This window comes from Streptomyces sp. NPDC041108 (assembly GCF_055592645.1).
Window position 1 is genome coordinate 488781 of sequence record NZ_JBVIYK010000006.1, and the last position, 15848, is coordinate 504628.

A 15848-nucleotide genomic window follows, 5' to 3' on the forward strand; every position below is an offset into this window, starting at 1 on the left:
CCGCCCGGGGCCGTCGTAGATCCCTACGGCGGCCCCGCGCCGTGTCCGGTCGTAGGGATCTACGACGATCGTGCGCCACATCTCGTGCAATCGGCCGGTGATGTTGTCAGCGGTGTCACGTAGGCTCGCAAGTGTCGCCGAAACTGTGATCGCTTCGAGGGAGGGGGCCCACGTGCTCATCGACACCTACGGCCGAGTGGCCACCGACCTGCGGGTCTCGCTGACCGACCGGTGCAATCTGCGCTGTACGTACTGCATGCCCGAGGAGGGCCTGCAGTGGCTGGCCAAGCCCGACCTGCTCGACGACGACGAGATCGTCCGCCTCATCGACATAGCCGTGCGCACCCTGGGAATCACGGAGGTCCGCTTCACCGGCGGTGAGCCGCTGCTGCGCCCCGGCCTGCCCGGCATCGTGGAGCGCGTGGCGGCCCTCGCCCCCCGCCCCCAGATGTCCCTCACCACCAACGGCATCGGCCTCAGGCGCACGGCGACCGCCCTGAAGGCGGCCGGCCTGGACCGGGTGAACGTCTCCCTGGACACCCTGCGCCCGGACGTCTTCAAGACCCTCACCCGCCGGGACCGCCACAAGGACGTGCTGGAGGGCCTGGAGGCCGCCCGCGACGCGGGCCTGACGCCCGTCAAGGTCAACTCGGTCCTGATGCCCGGCCTGAACGACGACGAGGCCCCCGACCTCCTGGCCTGGGCCGTCGAGCACGACTACGAGCTGCGTTTCATCGAGCAGATGCCCCTGGACGCCCAGCACGGCTGGAAGCGCGACGGCATGGTGACGGCCGGCGACATCCTCGCCTCCCTGCGCACCCGCTTCGACCTCACCCCCGAGGGCCAGGACGCACGCGGCTCGGCCCCGGCGGAACGCTGGCTGGTCGACGGCGGCCCCCACCGGGTCGGCGTCATCGCCTCCGTCACCCGCCCGTTCTGCTCGGCCTGCGACCGCACCCGCCTCACCGCCGACGGCCAGGTCCGCACCTGCCTGTTCGCCCGCGAGGAGACCGACCTGCGCGCCGCGCTGCGCTCCGGCGCGCCGGACGAGGAGATCGCCCGGATCTGGCGCCTGGCGATGTGGGGCAAGAAGGCGGGAGCGGGCCTGGACGACCCGTCCTTCGTCCAGCCGGACCGCCCGATGTCGGCCATCGGAGGCTGACCGGAAGGACCGGGCGCGCTACGGCGCCGGGTCCTCCCACTCGTCCAGCTCGACGACGTCCTTCAGGAACCCCCGCACCCCCAGGAACTGCGAGAGATGCTCCCGGTGCTCGTCGCACGCGAGCCACGTCTTGCGGCGCTCCGGCGTGTGCAGCTTCGGGTTGTTCCAGGCGAGCACCCAGACCGCGTCGGCCCTGCAGCCCTTGGCCGAACAGATGGGGGAGGAAGGATCGGAACCGGGGGCGTGGAGGATGTTCACACGCCGACCCTAGCCGCAGAAAAGGCGACGCCGAGCAGCCACGGGGGGAGCTGCCCGGCGTCGGTCTGTCGCTCCGACGGGGGATGCGGAGCGCGTACGAAGTATGTCACGGGTAGGCCTCCGCCCGGCACAGGAACTACATGATTGATCTGAGCATTTCTTGAGCTTGGCGGGTGGCCGGATTCCGCTTCTCCCGGACCCCCGGCGCTCAGAGTCGCTCGCGCGACTCGCCGTGCCGGCCGCCCGCGGGGTCGGCCGTGACGTCCTCCGGGACGGATTCCGCGAAGCGCTCCCCGGCCCCGGAACCGGCCGAGGGCGCGGCGCCCGACTCCGGCGGCGGTGTGATCATCGGACGCGTCGGTGCGTGGACGAACGTGGACGGCAGCGAGGGCGCGTTCTCCCGTCCCGCGTTGGCGATCACCACGGCCACGTAGGGCAGCACCCCGCCGAGCACCAGTGCGACGACCGCGACGTGCCGTTCGACGTTCCAGAGGACCGCGGCGGCGATCACCGCGAGGGTACGGACGGACATCGAGATGATGTAGCGACGCTGCCGGGCGCGGACGTCGTCGGTGAGGCCCTGCCGGGCGCCCGTGATCCGGAAGACCTCGACGTTGCCCTGCTTCCGCATCACGTTCCACCACCCGCCTGTATCGGACGCTCCCCGGCCCGTGCCCACCCGCGCCGCCCCACGGAACGCGGTCCGGACACGTCCCACGGTACGCCGCGTCTGCGACGCCTACGAGACCGGGTCACCTCCGGCGGGGAGCGGAGCACATGCGCCGCGGCGCGTACGGCCGGGCCCGACATGCGGCGTATCGCGGGCGGGCCGACACTGGGCGTACTGCTCACGTCGAGCCGTACGAGGAGGCAGCCATGGGCTGGTTGTGGGCGATCATCGTGGGATTCATCCTGGGCCTGCTGGCCAAGGCGATCCTCCCGGGCAAGCAGCACAGCCCGCTCTGGCTGACGACGATCTTCGGCATGCTGGGCGCCGTCATCGGAAACGCGATCGCACGCGGCTTCGGGGTCGAGGAGACCGCCGGCATCGACTGGAGCCGCCACATCTTCCAGCTGGTCGCCGCGATCGTCATCGTGGCCTTCGGCGACATGGCCTATGTGGCGACCCTGGGCAAGAGGAAACAACGGCGGACCTGAGCCCCAGGCGACCTGAAGGGGCGCGAGGAACCGCGCGAGCGACCACGACGAAGCGGCACTCGGCGGACACCTCACGCCCCTACGGCGGCGCCTAGGCCCCGGTCACCTCGACCGCGGCCAGGTTCTTCTTGCCGCGGCGCAGCACCAGCCACCGCCCGTGGATCAGCTCCTCCCGGGAGGGGACCGCGTCCTCCGCGGTGACCTTCACGTTGTTCACGTAGGCCCCGCCCTCCTTGACGGTCCGCCGCCCCGCGGACTTGCTCGGCACCAGACCGACCTCCGCGAGGAGATCCACGACCGGCGCCAGCTCGGGCACCTTCGCATGCGGCAGCTCGGACAGGGCCGCGGCCAGCGTCTTCTCGTCCAGCTCCGCCAGTTCGCCCTGCCCGAAGAGGGCACGGGACGCGGCGATCACGGCGGCCGTCTGCTCCGCCCCGTGCACCAGCGTCGTCAGCTCCTCCGCCAGCGCGCGCTGCGCGGCACGCGCCTGCGGCCGCTCCTCGGTCTGCCGCTCCAGCTCCTCCAGCTCCGCACGGGACCTGAAGGACAGGATCCGCAGGTAGCCGCTGATGTCCCGGTCGTCCACGTTCAGCCAGAACTGGTAGAACGCGTACGGCGACGTCATCTCCGGGTCGAGCCAGACGGCGCCGCCCTCGGTCTTGCCGAATTTCGTGCCGTCCGCCTTGGTCATCAGCGGCGTGGCCAGCGCGTGCGCCTCCACCCCCGGCTCCATCCGGTGGATCAGGTCCAGACCGGCCGTGAGGTTGCCCCACTGGTCGCTGCCGCCCTGCTGGAGCGTGCAGCCGTACCTGCGGTAGAGCTGGAGGAAGTCCATGCCCTGGAGGATCTGGTAGCTGAACTCGGTGTAGCTGATGCCCTGGTCGGACTCCAGCCGACGGGCGACGGAGTCCTTGGCCAGCATCTTGTTGACGCGGAAGTGCTTGCCGATGTCCCGCAGGAACTCGATGGCGGACAGGCCCTCGGTCCAGTCGAGGTTGTTGACCATGACGGCCGCGTTCTCCCCCTCGAAGGAGAGGAACGGCTCGATCTGGGCACGCAGCCTGCCGACCCAGCCCGCGACCGTCTCCGGGTCGTTCAGCGTGCGCTCCGCCGTCGGGCGGGGGTCGCCGATCAGGCCCGTCGCCCCGCCGACCAGCGCCAGCGGCCGGTGCCCGGCCTGCTGGAGCCGGCGCACGGTGAGCACCTGCACCAGATGCCCGACGTGCAGGGACGGCGCGGTCGGGTCGAAACCGCAATAGAACGTGACGGGACCGTCCGCGAGAGCCTTGCGCAAAGCGTCCTCGTCGGTGGACAGGGAGAACAGCCCCCGCCACTTCAGCTCGTCGACGATGTCCGTCACGGTTCTCTTGTCTCCTCGGGTGGGTCGTAATCAGGTACGAGGTTATACGCCCTGGCTGACAGAACTCATATTGAAATCCGGCACCCGCAGTGCGGGCATCGCGGCCCTGGTGAAGTAGTCGCTCCACTCGCGCGGCAGCGTCTTCTCGGTACGCCCGGCCTCCGTGGCCCGGCCGAGCAGGTCCACCGGCGACTCGTTGAACCGGAAGTTGTTGACCTCGCCCGTGACCTCGCCGTTCTCCACGAGGTAGACCCCGTCCCGGGTCAGCCCGGTCAGCAGCAGCGTCGCCGGGTCGACCTCCCGGATGTACCACAAACAGGTCAGCAGCAGCCCGCGCCGGGTGTTCGCGACCATCTCCTCCAGGGAGCGGTCCTCACCGCCGTCCAGGATCAGGTTGCCGATCGTCGGCACCACCGGCAGCCCGGTCAGGCCCGCGCTGTGCCGGGTGGTCGGCAGGTGCGCGACCTCGCCCCGGCTGATCCACTCGGTCTCCCGCAGCGGCAGGCCGTTGTCGAACACCGAGCTGTCGCCGCCGGAGGAGTGGGCCAGGACGAAGGGCGCGGACTCCAGGCCCGGCTCGTTCGGGTCGCTGCGCAGGGTCAGCGGCAGCTCGGTCAGCCGCTCGCCGATCCGCGTGCCGCCACCGGGCTTGCTGAACACCGTCCGGCCCTCGGCCGCGTCCCGCGCCGACGCCGACCACATCTGGTAGATCAGCAGGTCGGACACCGCCGTGGGCGGCAGCAGCGTCTCGTACCGGCCGGCCGGCAGCGGCACCCGCCGCTCGGCCCAGCCCAGCCGCACGGCCAGCTCCGCGTCCAGGGCCGCCGGGTCGACGTCCTTGAAGTCCCGCGTGGAGCGCCCCGCCCAGGCCGAGCGCCTGCGGTCCGGGGACTTGGCGTTCAGCTCCAGCGTGCCGTTCGGCTGGTCGTGCCGCAGGCGCAGCCCCGTGGACGTACCGAGGTAGCTCGACACCATCTCGTGGTTGGCGAAGCCGTACAGCTCACGGCCGCCGGCCCGCGCGCGGGCGAACGACTCCCCGAGCGCCGGCGCGAAGTCGCCGAACACGGCGGAGGACGTCTCGGCGGGCGCGTCCCCGAAGTCGGGGGAGTGCGCCACGTCCGTGACCAGCGGCTGGGCGTCCTCTGCAGGTCCCGCGCCTCGCGCGGCGGCCTCGGCGGCCCGCACCAGCGGCTCCAGCTCCCCGGCGGTGACGGCGGACCGCGACACCACCCCCGAGGCGGTGCCCTCCTTGCCGTCGACGGTGGCGATCACGGTCACCGACCGGCCCCGGGTGACCCCGTTCGTGGTCAGCGCGTTGCCCGCCCAGCGCAGGTTCGCCGTCGAGTACTCGTCGGCGATCACCACGCAGCCGTCGGCCCGCGACAGCTGGAGCGCCCGCTCGACGATCTCGTGCGGCCTGTGCGCCTTGTCGTTCCGCGCGCTCATCGACCCGCCTCCTGCGTGGTGTTCAGAATGTTGACGCCCTTGAAGAGGGCCGAAGGACAGCCGTGCGACACCGCGGCGACCTGGCCCGGCTGGGCCTTCCCGCAGTTGAAGGCGCCGCCCAGGACGTACGTCTGCGGTCCGCCCACGGCCGCCATGGAACCCCAGAAGTCGGTGGTCGTCGCCTGGTAGGCGACGTCCCGCAGCTGCCCGGTGATCCGCCCGTTCTCGATCCTGAAGAACCGCTGACCGGTGAACTGGAAGTTGTAGCGCTGCATGTCGATGGACCACGACCGGTCCCCGACGACGTAGATCCCCCGGTCGACCCCGCCGATCAGGTCCTCGGTGGACATCCCGGCCGGGTCCGGCCGCAGCGACACATTGGCCATGCGCTGCACGGGGACATGCCCGGGGGAGTCGGCGTAGGCGCAGCCGTTGGAGCGGCCGAGACCGGTCAGCTTCGCGATCCGGCGGTCGAGTTGGTACCCGACGAGGGTGCCGTCCTTCACCAGGTCCCAGCTCTGGCCCGCCACGCCCTCGTCGTCGTACCCGATGGTCGCCAGCCCGTGCTCGGCGGTGCGGTCGCCGGTGACGTTCATCAGCTCGGAGCCGTAACGCAGCTTGTTGAGCTTGTCGAAGGTGGCGAAGGACGTGCCGGCGTACGCGGCCTCGTAGCCGAGCGCGCGGTCCAGCTCGGTGGCGTGCCCGATGGACTCGTGGATGGTCAGCCACAGGTTGGAGGGGTCGACGACCAGGTCGTACACGCCGGACTCGACGCTCGGCGCCCGCATCTTCTCGGCGAGCAGCTCCGGGATCCGCGCCAGCTCGTCGTCCCAGTCCCAGCCGGTGCCCGTGAGGTACTCCCAGCCGCGCCCCACCGGCGGTGCCAGCGTCCGCATCGAGTCGAACTCGCCGCTGGACTCGTCGACCGACACCGCGGTCAGCGACGGGTGCAGCCGGACGCGCTGCTGGGTGGTGACGGTCCCGGACGTGTCCGCGTAGAACTTGTTCTCGTGCACCGTGAGCAGCGAGGCGTCCACGTGGTCGACCCCGTCGGCCGCCAGCAGGCGCGTGCTCCACTCCGTGAGCAGCGCGGTCTTCTCCTCGTCGGGGACGGTGAACGGGTCGATCCCGTACGAGGAGATCCAGGTCTTCTCCGCGTGCACCGGCTCGTCGGCCAGCTCCACCCGCTCCTCGGACCCGGCGGCCCTGATGACCTGCGCGGACAGCTTGGCCATCGCCACGGCCTGCGAGGCGACCTTCGCGGCGGCGTCCATCGTCAGGTCCACCCCGGAGGCGAACCCCCAGGTCCCGCCGTGCACCACCCGCACCGCGTACCCGAGGTCCGTGGTGTCCGAGGACCCGGCCGGCTTGGCGTCCCGCAGCCGCCAGGAAGCACTGCGCACCCGCTCGAACCGGAAGTCCGCGTGATCGGCGCCGAGGGCACGCGCGCGGGCGAGCGCGGCGTCGGCCAGTGCCCTCAGCGGTAGTGCCGTGAAGGCTTCGTCGATGGAATGAGGCACCGAGGTCTCCCTGTTGCCGAGCGGTTGTCGTGGCCTGTCGGTTCCGATCATGTCGCGCCCGCGGGCACGGGGACCACATTTTTCCGCTCGCGAACGCCATGCGTTCTGTAGGGACCCCACAGTGCCGTCCCCGAGCCACTGTCACAGCTCGAATGCCCACCCGGCGGACCGGACCGATAGGTTTTCGAGGAAGGCGCCTGCCGTCCAGGCATGTGGGCAGGCGTTCCGACCGCTAAGGAAAGGGTGATCCGTTGAGCCGCTCGGTTCTCGTCACCGGAGGCAACCGGGGCATCGGCCTCGCCATCGCCCGCGCGTTCGCCGACGCCGGCGACAAGGTTGCCATCACGTACCGCTCGGGGGAGCCGCCGGCCGCCCTCACCGAATTGGGCTGCCTGGCGGTCAAGTGCGACATCACCGACTCCGAGCAGGTGGAGCAGGCCTACAAGGAGATCGAGGCCGTGCACGGCCCCGTGCAGGTCCTGATCGCCAACGCCGGCGTCACCAAGGACCAGCTCCTGATGCGCATGTCCGAGGAGGACTTCACCTCGGTCATCGACACCAACCTCACGGGCACCTTCCGCGTGGTCAAGCGCGCCAACCGCGGCATGCTGCGGGCCAAGAAGGGGCGCGTCGTCCTCATCTCCTCGGTCGTGGGCCTCTACGGCTCGCCCGGGCAGGCCAACTACGCCGCCTCCAAGGCCGCCCTGGTCGGCTTCGCGCGCTCCCTCGCCCGTGAGCTGGGTTCGCGCGACATCACCTTCAACGTCGTCACCCCCGGTTTCGTCGACACCGACATGACCAAGGTGCTCACCGACGAGCAGCGCGCGGGCATCGTGAAGCAGGTGCCGCTCGGCCGTTACGCACAGCCCGAGGAGATCGCCGCGACGGTGCGGTTCCTCGCCTCGGACGACGCCTCGTACATCACTGGAGCCGTCATCCCCGTAGACGGCGGACTGGGAATGGGTCACTGATCACCATGAGCGGAATCCTCGAAGGCAAGCGCGTCCTGATCACCGGTGTGCTGATGGAGTCCTCTATCGCCTTCCACACCGCCAAACTGGCCCAGGAGCAGGGTGCGGAGATCATCCTGACCGCGTTCCCGCGGCCCACGCTGACCGAGCGCATCGCCAAGAAGCTCCCCAAGCCCACCAAGGTCATCGAGCTGGACGTCACCAACGACGAGCACCTCGGCCGGCTGGCCGACATCGTCGGCGAGGAACTGGGCGGCCTCGACGGCGTCGTCCACTCCATCGGCTTCGCCCCGCAGGACGCCCTCGGCGGCAACTTCCTGAACACGCCGTTCGAGTCCGTCGCCACCGCGATGCACGTCTCGGCGTACTCCCTGAAGTCGCTGACCATGGCCTGCCTGCCGCTGATGCAGAACGGTGGGTCGGTCGTCGGCCTCACCTTCGACGCGCAGTACGCCTGGCCGCAGTACGACTGGATGGGCCCGGCCAAGGCCGCCCTGGAGGCCACCAGCCGCTACATGGCCCGTGACCTGGGCAAGCAGAACATCCGCTGCAACCTCATCTCCGCCGGTCCCATCGGCTCCATGGCCGCCAAGTCCATCCCGGGCTTCGGCGAGCTGGCCGCCGTGTGGGACGACCGTTCGCCGCTGGAGTGGGACCTCAAGGACCCCGAGCCGGCCGGCCGCGGTGTCGTCGCGCTGCTCAGCGACTGGTTCCCGAAGACCACCGGCGAGATCATCCACGTCGACGGCGGGCTGCACGCGATCGGCGCCTGAGCGCCGCCGCGGACGGTTCCGGCACCGCAGAAGGGCGCGCATCCATTCGGGTGCGCGCCCTCGCCGTACTCCTCTTCACGGGGACGATCACTCGTTCGGCCCAGCCGGCGCGGCGCCGGGGCCCGGCGCCGCGCACGCTGGACCTGTACCGCTCAGCCGCTCGGCCTGAGGAGGTCCCCTTGTGCGCGTCTTCCGCAGCATCGCCCCGGCGGTCCTCGCCCTCGCCCTGGCTCTCCTCCCCGCCCTCCCGTCCGAGGCGCGTCCGGCCGACAGGCCCGACCCCTTCGGCGCGGCCTGCCGCAGCACCGTCACCGGCTCCCGGGTGATGGCGCACTGCTACAACCCCTACGCCTCCGTCGACCGCGTCCGGCTGCACATCGAGTGCGCGCGTTGGTGGGACATCGACAGCGACAGCGCCGCGGTCGCGGCGGGTCCGGCGCAGACCGTGCGGCTCGCCGGGCGCTGCTGGAAGGAAGTCCGCTCGGTGTGGTTCAGCCACCAGCGGGGGGAGGGTTGACCCGTCCCGGGCGGCAGTGGAAGGGATAGCCGGCCGCCTCCGCCGCCGCTGTCCCGGCGTCGCCGGCGCGGATGGCGTCCACCAGCCGGGCATGGTCCAGGTACGTCTCCGGGGTCAGCTCCTCGCCCACGTCACCGCGCAGCCAGTCCCGCAGCACCTCGCCCAGGTCCGCGTAGACCGTCGTGACGACGTCGTTGTGGGAGGCGGCCACGACCGCCATGTGGAAGGTCGCGTCGGCGGCCACGAACGCCTCCGCGTCGCCCGACGCCCACGTCTCCTCCCGGCGCACGAGGAGCGCGTCCAGCTGCTTGAGGTCCTTCTCGGTGCGCCGCTCGGCGGCGAGCCCGGCGGCGCTCGACTCCAGGGCGGAGCGCAGCTCGGCGATGTGGGTGGGGTCGGCGCCGGCGAAGCGGCGGTGCATCACGCCCGCGAGTTCGCTGGTCGCGACGACGTAGGTGCCGGAGCCCTGGCGGATGTCGAGCAGCCCGTTGTGCGCGAGCGCGCGTACGGCCTCGCGGACCGTGTTCCGGGCGACGCCCAGCTGCTCGACCAGTTCGGGCTCGGTGGGGATACGGGAGCCGACCGGCCACTCGCCCGAGGTGATCTGGTTCCGCAGGGCGGCGATGACCTGCTCGGACAGCGCCGATCGGCGGGGATGGCTCAGCGGCATGGCACACCTTCGCATGCGCGGGCCGACCGGGGGAGCCCGACCCATGGACAACCAATCATCCTATGATTCTATGATAGGCGTCATGGTGAGCGAGGAGACCTTGACGCCGGCATCGACAGCGGCATCGACAACGGCAGCGGCAGCGGTATCGACGCAGGCATGTGGACGGGCCGTGTCCGAACGCGGTGCGCCCGCACGCCCCGCCCCCGGGGGCCCGGCGCGGGGTACGCGCGCGTGGACGGCACGGCTGCTGGTCGTCGGCATCGTCCTGACGGCCCTCAACCTCCGCCCCGCCATCACCAGCCTCGGCGCCCTCCTCGAAGAGGTGCGCGCCGGTCTCGGCATGAGCGGAAGCGTCGCCGGTCTGCTCACCTCCGTGCCGCCGCTCTGCTTCGCCGTCTTCGGTGTCATGGCGCCCCGGCTCGCCCGCCGCTTCGGCCCGGCCGCCGTCGTCTGCGCCGGCATGGCCGCGATCGCCGGCGGTCTGCTGCTGCGGCCGTACGCGGGCGGCACGGCCGGCTTCGTGGCCGCGAGCGCCCTCGCCCTGATGGGCATCGCCGTCAGCAACGTCCTGATGCCGGTCATCGTCAAGCGCTGGTTCCCGGACCGGGTCGGCTCCATGACCGGCCTCTACTCCATGGCCCTCTCCCTCGGCACCGCCTCCGCCGCCGCCGTCACCGTGCCCATGACGGCGGCCCTGGGCGGCAGTTGGCAGACCGGGCTCGCGGTGTGGGCGGGCCTCGCGGCGGCGGCGGTGCTGCCCTGGCTGCCCTTCGTCCGGGACCGCTCCACGCGTACGGCCGGGCGGGCCCCCGCGCGCGCGGAGGGGACCGTCCGCGTCACCCGGAGCCGCACCGCCCGGGCGCTCGCCGTGTTCTTCGGGCTCCAGGCCACCGCCGCCTACATCACGATGGGATGGATGGCGCAGATCTTCCGGGACGCCGGGGTCCCGGCCGGTGAGGCGGGGCTGCTGCTGGCCGTCACGATGGTGATGGGCGTACCGCTGGCCTTCGTGATCCCCCGGCTCGCCACCCGGCTGCCCCACCAGGGGCCCATCGTGGTCGTGCTGGGAGTCTGCGGGCTCCTCGGGTACGCCGGCCTCTACGCCGCCCCGGCCGGGGGAGCCTGGGCCTGGGCCGTACTGGTCGGCATCGCCAACTGCTCCTTCCCGCTGGCCCTCACCATGGTCGGCATGCGGGCCAGGACGGGTGCGGGGGTGGCACAGCTGTCCGCCTTCGCGCAGAGCACCGGGTACCTCATCTCGATCCCCGGCCCGCTCCTCGTCGGCGTCCTCTACCAGCACAGCGGCGGCTGGGGGCTGCCCCTCGCCCTCATGACCGCCCTGATGATCCCGCAGATGGCGGCGGGCGTCCTCGCGGGCCGTGACCGGGTCGTCGAGGACGAGGCGGCCCGCTGACGCGGCCCCGGCGGCCCGGGCGGGGACCCGGGGTGCGAGACTGGGGCCATGCCAGTGCTCGACCCGAACCCCCAGAACGGCCAGAAGAAGATGCTCCTGGTCTTCGGCTCGTTCCTCGCCATCTTCGTCGTCATCGGGATCATCGCGGCCATCGCGTCACCGTGACCCCGCCGCGGGGTGGGGTTAACCCCCCGTCCCCTAGGGGGTGAGTCTCAGGGTGAAGTGGGTGGATCACCTGATGGGCCGGAGCGCCCGCGGTCCGTAACGTCGAGATGTGGCCGCAGGGGACCCGCGAGGGCCCACGGAGGACCGGGCCACGAGGACTCGCAGACCACGGAGGCGGCATGTCGGCCCGTACGCACACCCGGCCCCACCCGGCGCCCGCAGGCGGTGTCGACTTCAGGCTTCCCTGGTGGGCGCTCGCCCTGCCCGCCCTCGGCTTCGTCGCCCTCCTGCTGGTGATCCTCAACCCCGCGCAGGCCCAGGCGGCGGGCGGCGACCCCGCGATCACCCACCTCGTGGAGCTCATACGCCGGCTGTTGCCGGGCCACGCGCGGTGACGAGCGGCCAGCCCTCCGGAAGCACAGGTACGGGTGCCGGGTATCGGCACTTCAACTCCCTGCGCCCCGTGGCCTGTTTCGTGCGAAGCTGGGACGCATGAGCGTCGCAGAATCCCGCAGGATCGTCCTCTTCCGGCATGCGAAGGCCGACTGGCCACAGGTCTCCGACCACGAGCGGCCGCTCGCCGACCGGGGCCGTATGGACGCCGCCGTCGCCGGGCGCAAGCTGGCCGACTCCGGCATCCCCCTCGACCTTGCCCTCTGCTCCACCGCCGTCAGGACCCGCGAGACCTGGAAGCTGGCCGTCCACGAGCTGCCCGAGCGGCCGAAAACGGTCTACGAGGAGCGGATCTACGAGGCCTCGCCCGGCGAGCTGATCGCCCTGCTCAACGAGACCCCGGACGACACGCGGAACGTGGTCCTGATCGGACACAACCCCGGGATCCAGGGCCTCGCCGACATTCTCGCGGGCAGCGCCGAGGGCGACACCCGCACGCGCCTGAACCGCCACGGATTCCCCGCCGCCGCGTTCGCCGTGCTCTCCTTCGAGGGCGTCTGGAAGAGCCTGGAGCCGGGCGTCACCACCCTGGCCGACTACTGGGCGCCGACGGAATAACACCGCCCCGCGCGCCCACCGGCACCCGGCACCGGCACGACCGGGGCCCGGCACCCCTGCGGTGCCGGGCCTCCGTCCTGCGTACGTCCGGCTACTCGATGTGGGTGTCCGCCGCCTCGACCTCTTCGCGGGTCACCCCGAGCAGGTACAGCACGGTGTCGAGGAAGGGGAAGTTCACCGCGGTGTGCGCGGCCTCGCGGACCACCGGCTTGGCGTTGAAGGCGACCCCCAGCCCGGCCGCGTTGAGCATGTCGAGGTCGTTCGCGCCGTCACCGATCGCCACGGTCTGGGCCAGCGGCACGCCCGCCTCGGCGGCGAACCGGCGCAGCAGCCGCGCCTTGCCCGCGCGGTCCACGATCTCCCCGACCACCCGGCCGGTGAGCTTGCCGTCCACGATCTCCAAGGTGTTGGCCTGCGCGAAGTCGAGCCCCAGCCGCTCCTTGAGGTCGTCCGTGACCTGGGTGAATCCGCCCGAGACGACACCGACCTGGAAGCCCAGCCGCTTCAGCGTGCGGATCAGCGTGCGCGCCCCCGGCGTGAGCCGCACCTCGCTGCGCACCTTCTCCACCACCGAGGCGTCCAGCCCCTCCAGCAGCGCCACGCGCGCGTGCAGCGACTGCTCGAAGTCCAGCTCGCCGCGCATCGCGGCCTCGGTCACCTCGGCGACCTCCTTCTCGCACCCGGCGTGCGCGGCGAAGAGCTCGATCACCTCGTCCTGGATGAGGGTGGAGTCCACGTCCATGACCACCAGCCGCTGCGCCCGCCGGTGCAGCCCCGCCGCGACCACCGCCACGTCCACGCCCAGCGCCACCGACTCGGTGACCAGCGCGGTCCGCAGCGTCTCCGGCTCCGTACCGGAGACCGCGAACTCGACAGCCGTCACCGGGTACTTGGCTAGCCGGAAGATACGGTCGATGTTGCCGCCGGTCGCCGTGATCCGGGCGGCGATGCGGGCGGTGGACTCGGCGGTCAGCGGGTGGCCCAGCACGGTGACGTGCGAGCGGCCGAGTCCGCGGGGACGGTTGTCGCCCAGACCGGAGATGATCTCCGCCTGCATCTTCATCGACTCCGCCCAGCTGTGGACGGTCGCCCGCAGGTCGCCCTCCTGCCCGGAGGGCGGCTCGGTCACGAGCGCGCACAGCACGATCCGGCCACGGGTGACGACCTGCTCGATGTCGACCACGTCGACGGAGTACGCGGCGAGGGTGTCGAACAGCCCGGCGGTGATGCCCGGCCGGTCCTTGCCGAAGATCTTGACGAGGAGAGTGGGGACGTCAGAGGAGATCTGCGAAGCGCTCATGATGTGCCAACCGTATCCGGCGTCCCGGGCCTTTCGCCCCTGAGGTCCGCCCAGCGGACGGAGAACACTGGGTTACAGGCGGTTGAAGCGCGCCCGGATCGTGTACGACACCCAGAAGCGCCCTCTCGGATCACTCCCGTCCCCCGGTACCTCAACGCCCCCGGGGCCCCCGCGGAGGTGGCGGCGGAGGTGGCGGCCCCTCCTCCGGTGGCGGCGGCGGAGCCGGCCAGACACTCGGCCCCGACCCCGACCCCGACCCCGGCCCGGATCCTGCCCCTGATCCCGGCCGTCGCGGCGGAGGCGTGAAGCGCCGCGCCACCGTGGGCGCCCCGTAGACATCGGGCGGCGGCGCCCCCGAACCGCCGGGACGGCCCCGGCCCCCGGAGCCCGCCGGGTCCCCGGCACTCCCCTGACCCCCGGCACCGCTCGCGCCCCCGCCTCGCCCCGGCGCCTCCCATGTCCCTCGCGCCTCCCGCGCCCCCCGCAGCTCGTCCGGCAGCCGCAGATACGGATTGGTGTCCGGGTTGGGCGGCCGGTACGGCATACCCGGCGTGTACGGTCCCGAGGAGGAGGCGGCCCCCGCGGCCGCGGAGCCCGCCGCCCGGCCGGCACCGGCGTCCTGGCGTGCCCACGGCGAGGCCCGCAGCCCGGCGGCCCGCGTCGCGCAGGCCAGCAGCGCCCCGACGGCCCCGGCACCCGCGCCCCACAGCGCGCCCAGCACCAGCGCCGCAGCGGCCTGCCCGCGCAGCTCGATGCCCGCGTCGAACGCGTCGATGCCGAACAGACCCAGCGAGGCGTCCACCGACACCTCCGTCAGCCGTACGAGCAGCGGCAGCGCCACCGCCGTCGCGAGGCCCAGCCGAAGAGCGCAGAGCCCCACGAAGCCGAGTAAGCCCGTGCCTCGTACATCCGCACCGGGCCCGTCACCGGCAGCGGCGGCAGTGGGCCGCCGTACGAAAGGCGTACGTACGGCGGTGAGGACCCCCGCGTACACCATCATCAGCGCGGCCGCGAGGCCCAACAGCCAGACCCTGCCGTCCAGTTCGGCGAGACGGCCGAGAGTGACGGGTTCGCTCGCGTCGATGCGCAGCAGCTCGTCGAGCGGGTCGGGCAGGAGAGCGGCGAGCGCGCCGGTGGCCCTGCCGTCCCAGGGGACGAGGAGGCCGAGGGGGACGCCCAGCCAGACGCCGTTGGGCGCGCCGAGGAGGGCCGCGCCGGCGATCCGCCGGGGGTGCGGGTCACCGGTCGCCGCGTACGCCGCCGCCGCGAGCCCGGCCAGGACCGCCACCAGCAGCACGGAGACCACGGCGGACACGGCGGGCCGTACGACGCGGTGCAGCGCGTCCAGGGCGGGCGGCAGCGGGGTGTGGCGCGAGGCCAGCAGGGCGACGAGCAGTACGCCGAGGCACCAGGTCAGGCCGCCGAGGAGGGTCGGCACGGCGTCGACGGTGAAGCCGACCTCGGCCTGCGCGTCGGCCAGGTCGCCCAGCCGGTCCGGCAGCAGGCCGCCGCCGATGTCCCCGATGTCGCCGAGCCCGGGGATCTCCACGTCGTCGAGGGCGCCGTCGCCCGGCAGTGCTCCGTCGAGCCCCAGACGGTCACCGTCGAGGGTGACGACGGCGTGCCCGGCCCAGGCCAGCCCGCCCATCAGTGCCACGAACAGTGCGAGCACCGCGGCCGCCCGCGCGAGGAGTTCGCCGGCGGTGACGACAACTCCCGCGCCCCGCAGGGACCGCAGGAAGAACCAGGCCAGCAGCAGTGCTCCCACCAGCCCGACACCCAGTGGCGTGATCTCGAGGGAGGTGGTGGCCTGCGCCCCTTCGAGGCCGAAGACGGACACGTCGCCGGACGGGGTCACCGACCCACCTGCCCCCAGCGCCACGACCGCCGCTGTCATGGGGCCGAGTTCACCCGCGGTGTCGGCCTCCAGCAGATGCAGGCCGAGCGCCGCCGTACCCGCCATTCCGATCAACGCCCAGCTCACGGCGGCGATCGCGGAGAACAGGACGTCCCCCCACGGCACCCCGCCGCCCCGGCCGACATTCCGGTCGCTCATGGTCGGGCCCCCCGATCCGCATCGCGGCGTTGCACCGCCGATGTCCCTCTCGCGTGGGATTACC

The 15848-nt window shown here is 72.2% G+C and carries 17 protein-coding genes; 9 read left to right on the plus strand and 8 right to left on the minus strand.

What is annotated here, in order from left to right; translation table 11 throughout:
• The first annotated feature begins 172 nt into the window (after window positions 1-172).
• On the plus strand, window positions 173-1162 hold the full coding sequence (gene moaA, locus ACZ6BB_RS20405; RefSeq protein ID WP_471616557.1) for a GTP 3',8-cyclase MoaA: 990 nt from the start codon (window positions 173-175) through the stop codon (window positions 1160-1162).
• Window positions 1163-1180: 18 nt separating this feature from the next.
• Here moaA and ACZ6BB_RS20410 read toward each other — a convergent pair whose 3' ends face one another.
• Both ACZ6BB_RS20410 and ACZ6BB_RS20415 read right to left on the minus strand, forming a co-directional pair.
• The gene (locus ACZ6BB_RS20410) at window positions 1181-1420 is read right to left on the minus strand and encodes a hypothetical protein (protein WP_471616558.1); all 240 of its coding nucleotides are present in this window, start codon (window positions 1418-1420) and stop codon (window positions 1181-1183) included.
• Window positions 1421-1628: 208 nt separating this feature from the next.
• Complete coding sequence (locus ACZ6BB_RS20415) at window positions 1629-2051, minus strand: DUF3099 domain-containing protein (protein WP_471616559.1); 423 nt, start codon at window positions 2049-2051, stop codon at window positions 1629-1631.
• A gap of 245 nt (window positions 2052-2296) precedes the next feature.
• Here ACZ6BB_RS20415 and ACZ6BB_RS20420 point away from each other — a divergent pair, with 245 nt between their 5' ends.
• Entirely contained in the window at window positions 2297-2578 is a 282-nt protein-coding gene (locus tag ACZ6BB_RS20420) for a GlsB/YeaQ/YmgE family stress response membrane protein (protein WP_013004668.1), read from the plus strand.
• 91 nt (window positions 2579-2669) lie between these two features.
• Here ACZ6BB_RS20420 and tyrS read toward each other — a convergent pair whose 3' ends face one another.
• From tyrS to ACZ6BB_RS20435, 3 genes are read right to left on the minus strand one after another with little or no spacing between them, the layout of a single operon-like run.
• Window positions 2670-3938, minus strand: a complete 1269-nt coding sequence (tyrS, locus tag ACZ6BB_RS20425) for a tyrosine--tRNA ligase (protein ID WP_471616560.1) — start codon at window positions 3936-3938, stop codon at window positions 2670-2672.
• A 42-nt stretch (window positions 3939-3980) separates the two neighbouring features.
• Window positions 3981-5384, minus strand: a complete 1404-nt coding sequence (locus ACZ6BB_RS20430) for a metallopeptidase TldD-related protein (RefSeq protein ID WP_471616561.1) — start codon at window positions 5382-5384, stop codon at window positions 3981-3983.
• On the minus strand, window positions 5381-6904 hold the full coding sequence (locus ACZ6BB_RS20435) for a TldD/PmbA family protein (protein WP_471616562.1): 1524 nt from the start codon (window positions 6902-6904) through the stop codon (window positions 5381-5383). The genes ACZ6BB_RS20430 and ACZ6BB_RS20435 overlap by 4 nt, the downstream gene beginning before the upstream one ends.
• 251 nt (window positions 6905-7155) lie before the next feature.
• On the opposite strand from ACZ6BB_RS20435, the gene fabG reads away from it, so the two are divergent.
• The 3 genes from fabG (at window position 7156) to ACZ6BB_RS20450 (ending at window position 9165) form a co-directional block, all read left to right on the plus strand.
• The gene (fabG, locus tag ACZ6BB_RS20440) at window positions 7156-7875 is read left to right on the plus strand and encodes a 3-oxoacyl-[acyl-carrier-protein] reductase (RefSeq protein WP_471616563.1); all 720 of its coding nucleotides are present in this window, start codon (window positions 7156-7158) and stop codon (window positions 7873-7875) included.
• A gap of 5 nt (window positions 7876-7880) precedes the next feature.
• A complete protein-coding gene (gene fabI / locus ACZ6BB_RS20445) occupies window positions 7881-8648 on the plus strand; it encodes an enoyl-ACP reductase FabI (RefSeq protein WP_059079452.1) in 768 nt (255 codons plus the stop codon).
• A gap of 181 nt (window positions 8649-8829) precedes the next feature.
• Window positions 8830-9165 carry a hypothetical protein gene (locus tag ACZ6BB_RS20450; protein ID WP_471616564.1) on the plus strand — a complete coding sequence of 112 codons (336 nt, stop codon included), beginning with the start codon at window positions 8830-8832 and terminating at the stop codon, window positions 9163-9165.
• Here the strand turns inward: ACZ6BB_RS20450 and ACZ6BB_RS20455 are convergent.
• Window positions 9140-9835, minus strand: coding sequence for a FadR/GntR family transcriptional regulator (locus tag ACZ6BB_RS20455; protein WP_471616565.1), 696 nt, complete (start codon window positions 9833-9835; stop codon window positions 9140-9142). The two genes, ACZ6BB_RS20450 and ACZ6BB_RS20455, sit on opposite strands and share 26 nt — an antisense overlap.
• A gap of 43 nt (window positions 9836-9878) precedes the next feature.
• Here ACZ6BB_RS20455 and ACZ6BB_RS20460 point away from each other — a divergent pair, with 43 nt between their 5' ends.
• From ACZ6BB_RS20460 to ACZ6BB_RS20475, 4 genes are all read left to right on the plus strand, one after another.
• A complete protein-coding gene (locus ACZ6BB_RS20460) occupies window positions 9879-11252 on the plus strand; it encodes a CynX/NimT family MFS transporter (protein WP_471616566.1) in 1374 nt (457 codons plus the stop codon).
• A gap of 48 nt (window positions 11253-11300) precedes the next feature.
• Window positions 11301-11417 carry an SGM_5486 family transporter-associated protein gene (locus tag ACZ6BB_RS20465; protein WP_005477623.1) on the plus strand — a complete coding sequence of 39 codons (117 nt, stop codon included), beginning with the start codon at window positions 11301-11303 and terminating at the stop codon, window positions 11415-11417.
• Between the two features lie 179 nt (window positions 11418-11596).
• Window positions 11597-11812, plus strand: coding sequence for a hypothetical protein (locus ACZ6BB_RS20470; protein WP_471616567.1), 216 nt, complete (start codon window positions 11597-11599; stop codon window positions 11810-11812).
• A 97-nt stretch (window positions 11813-11909) separates the two neighbouring features.
• The gene (locus tag ACZ6BB_RS20475) at window positions 11910-12428 is read left to right on the plus strand and encodes a SixA phosphatase family protein (protein WP_471616568.1); all 519 of its coding nucleotides are present in this window, start codon (window positions 11910-11912) and stop codon (window positions 12426-12428) included.
• A 91-nt stretch (window positions 12429-12519) separates the two neighbouring features.
• Here ACZ6BB_RS20475 and serB read toward each other — a convergent pair whose 3' ends face one another.
• A complete protein-coding gene (gene serB, locus ACZ6BB_RS20480) occupies window positions 12520-13728 on the minus strand; it encodes a phosphoserine phosphatase SerB (RefSeq protein ID WP_471616569.1) in 1209 nt (402 codons plus the stop codon).
• A 151-nt stretch (window positions 13729-13879) separates the two neighbouring features.
• The gene (locus tag ACZ6BB_RS20485; protein WP_471616570.1) at window positions 13880-15784 is read right to left on the minus strand and encodes a streptophobe family protein; all 1905 of its coding nucleotides are present in this window, start codon (window positions 15782-15784) and stop codon (window positions 13880-13882) included.
• Between the last annotated feature and the right edge of the window lie 64 nt (window positions 15785-15848).

What these genes read in the sequence shown, in the direction of transcription:
- ACZ6BB_RS20415 (WP_471616559.1), bottom strand. Translation starts at nt 2,051, where the DNA reads ATGCGGAAGCAGGGCAACGTCGAGGTCTTCCGGATCACGGGCGCCCGG.
- ACZ6BB_RS20420 (WP_013004668.1), top strand. Translation starts at nt 2,297, where the DNA reads ATGGGCTGGTTGTGGGCGATCATCGTGGGATTCATCCTGGGCCTGCTG.
- ACZ6BB_RS20430 (WP_471616561.1), bottom strand. Translation starts at nt 5,384, where the DNA reads ATGAGCGCGCGGAACGACAAGGCGCACAGGCCGCACGAGATCGTCGAG.
- fabI (WP_059079452.1), top strand. Translation starts at nt 7,881, where the DNA reads ATGAGCGGAATCCTCGAAGGCAAGCGCGTCCTGATCACCGGTGTGCTG.
- ACZ6BB_RS20455 (WP_471616565.1), bottom strand. Translation starts at nt 9,835, where the DNA reads ATGCCGCTGAGCCATCCCCGCCGATCGGCGCTGTCCGAGCAGGTCATC.
- ACZ6BB_RS20460 (WP_471616566.1), top strand. Translation starts at nt 9,879, where the DNA reads ATGGACAACCAATCATCCTATGATTCTATGATAGGCGTCATGGTGAGC.
- ACZ6BB_RS20465 (WP_005477623.1), top strand. Translation starts at nt 11,301, where the DNA reads ATGCCAGTGCTCGACCCGAACCCCCAGAACGGCCAGAAGAAGATGCTC.
- ACZ6BB_RS20470 (WP_471616567.1), top strand. Translation starts at nt 11,597, where the DNA reads ATGTCGGCCCGTACGCACACCCGGCCCCACCCGGCGCCCGCAGGCGGT.
- ACZ6BB_RS20475 (WP_471616568.1), top strand. Translation starts at nt 11,910, where the DNA reads ATGAGCGTCGCAGAATCCCGCAGGATCGTCCTCTTCCGGCATGCGAAG.
- serB (WP_471616569.1), bottom strand. Translation starts at nt 13,728, where the DNA reads ATGAGCGCTTCGCAGATCTCCTCTGACGTCCCCACTCTCCTCGTCAAG.
- ACZ6BB_RS20485 (WP_471616570.1), bottom strand. Translation starts at nt 15,784, where the DNA reads ATGAGCGACCGGAATGTCGGCCGGGGCGGCGGGGTGCCGTGGGGGGAC.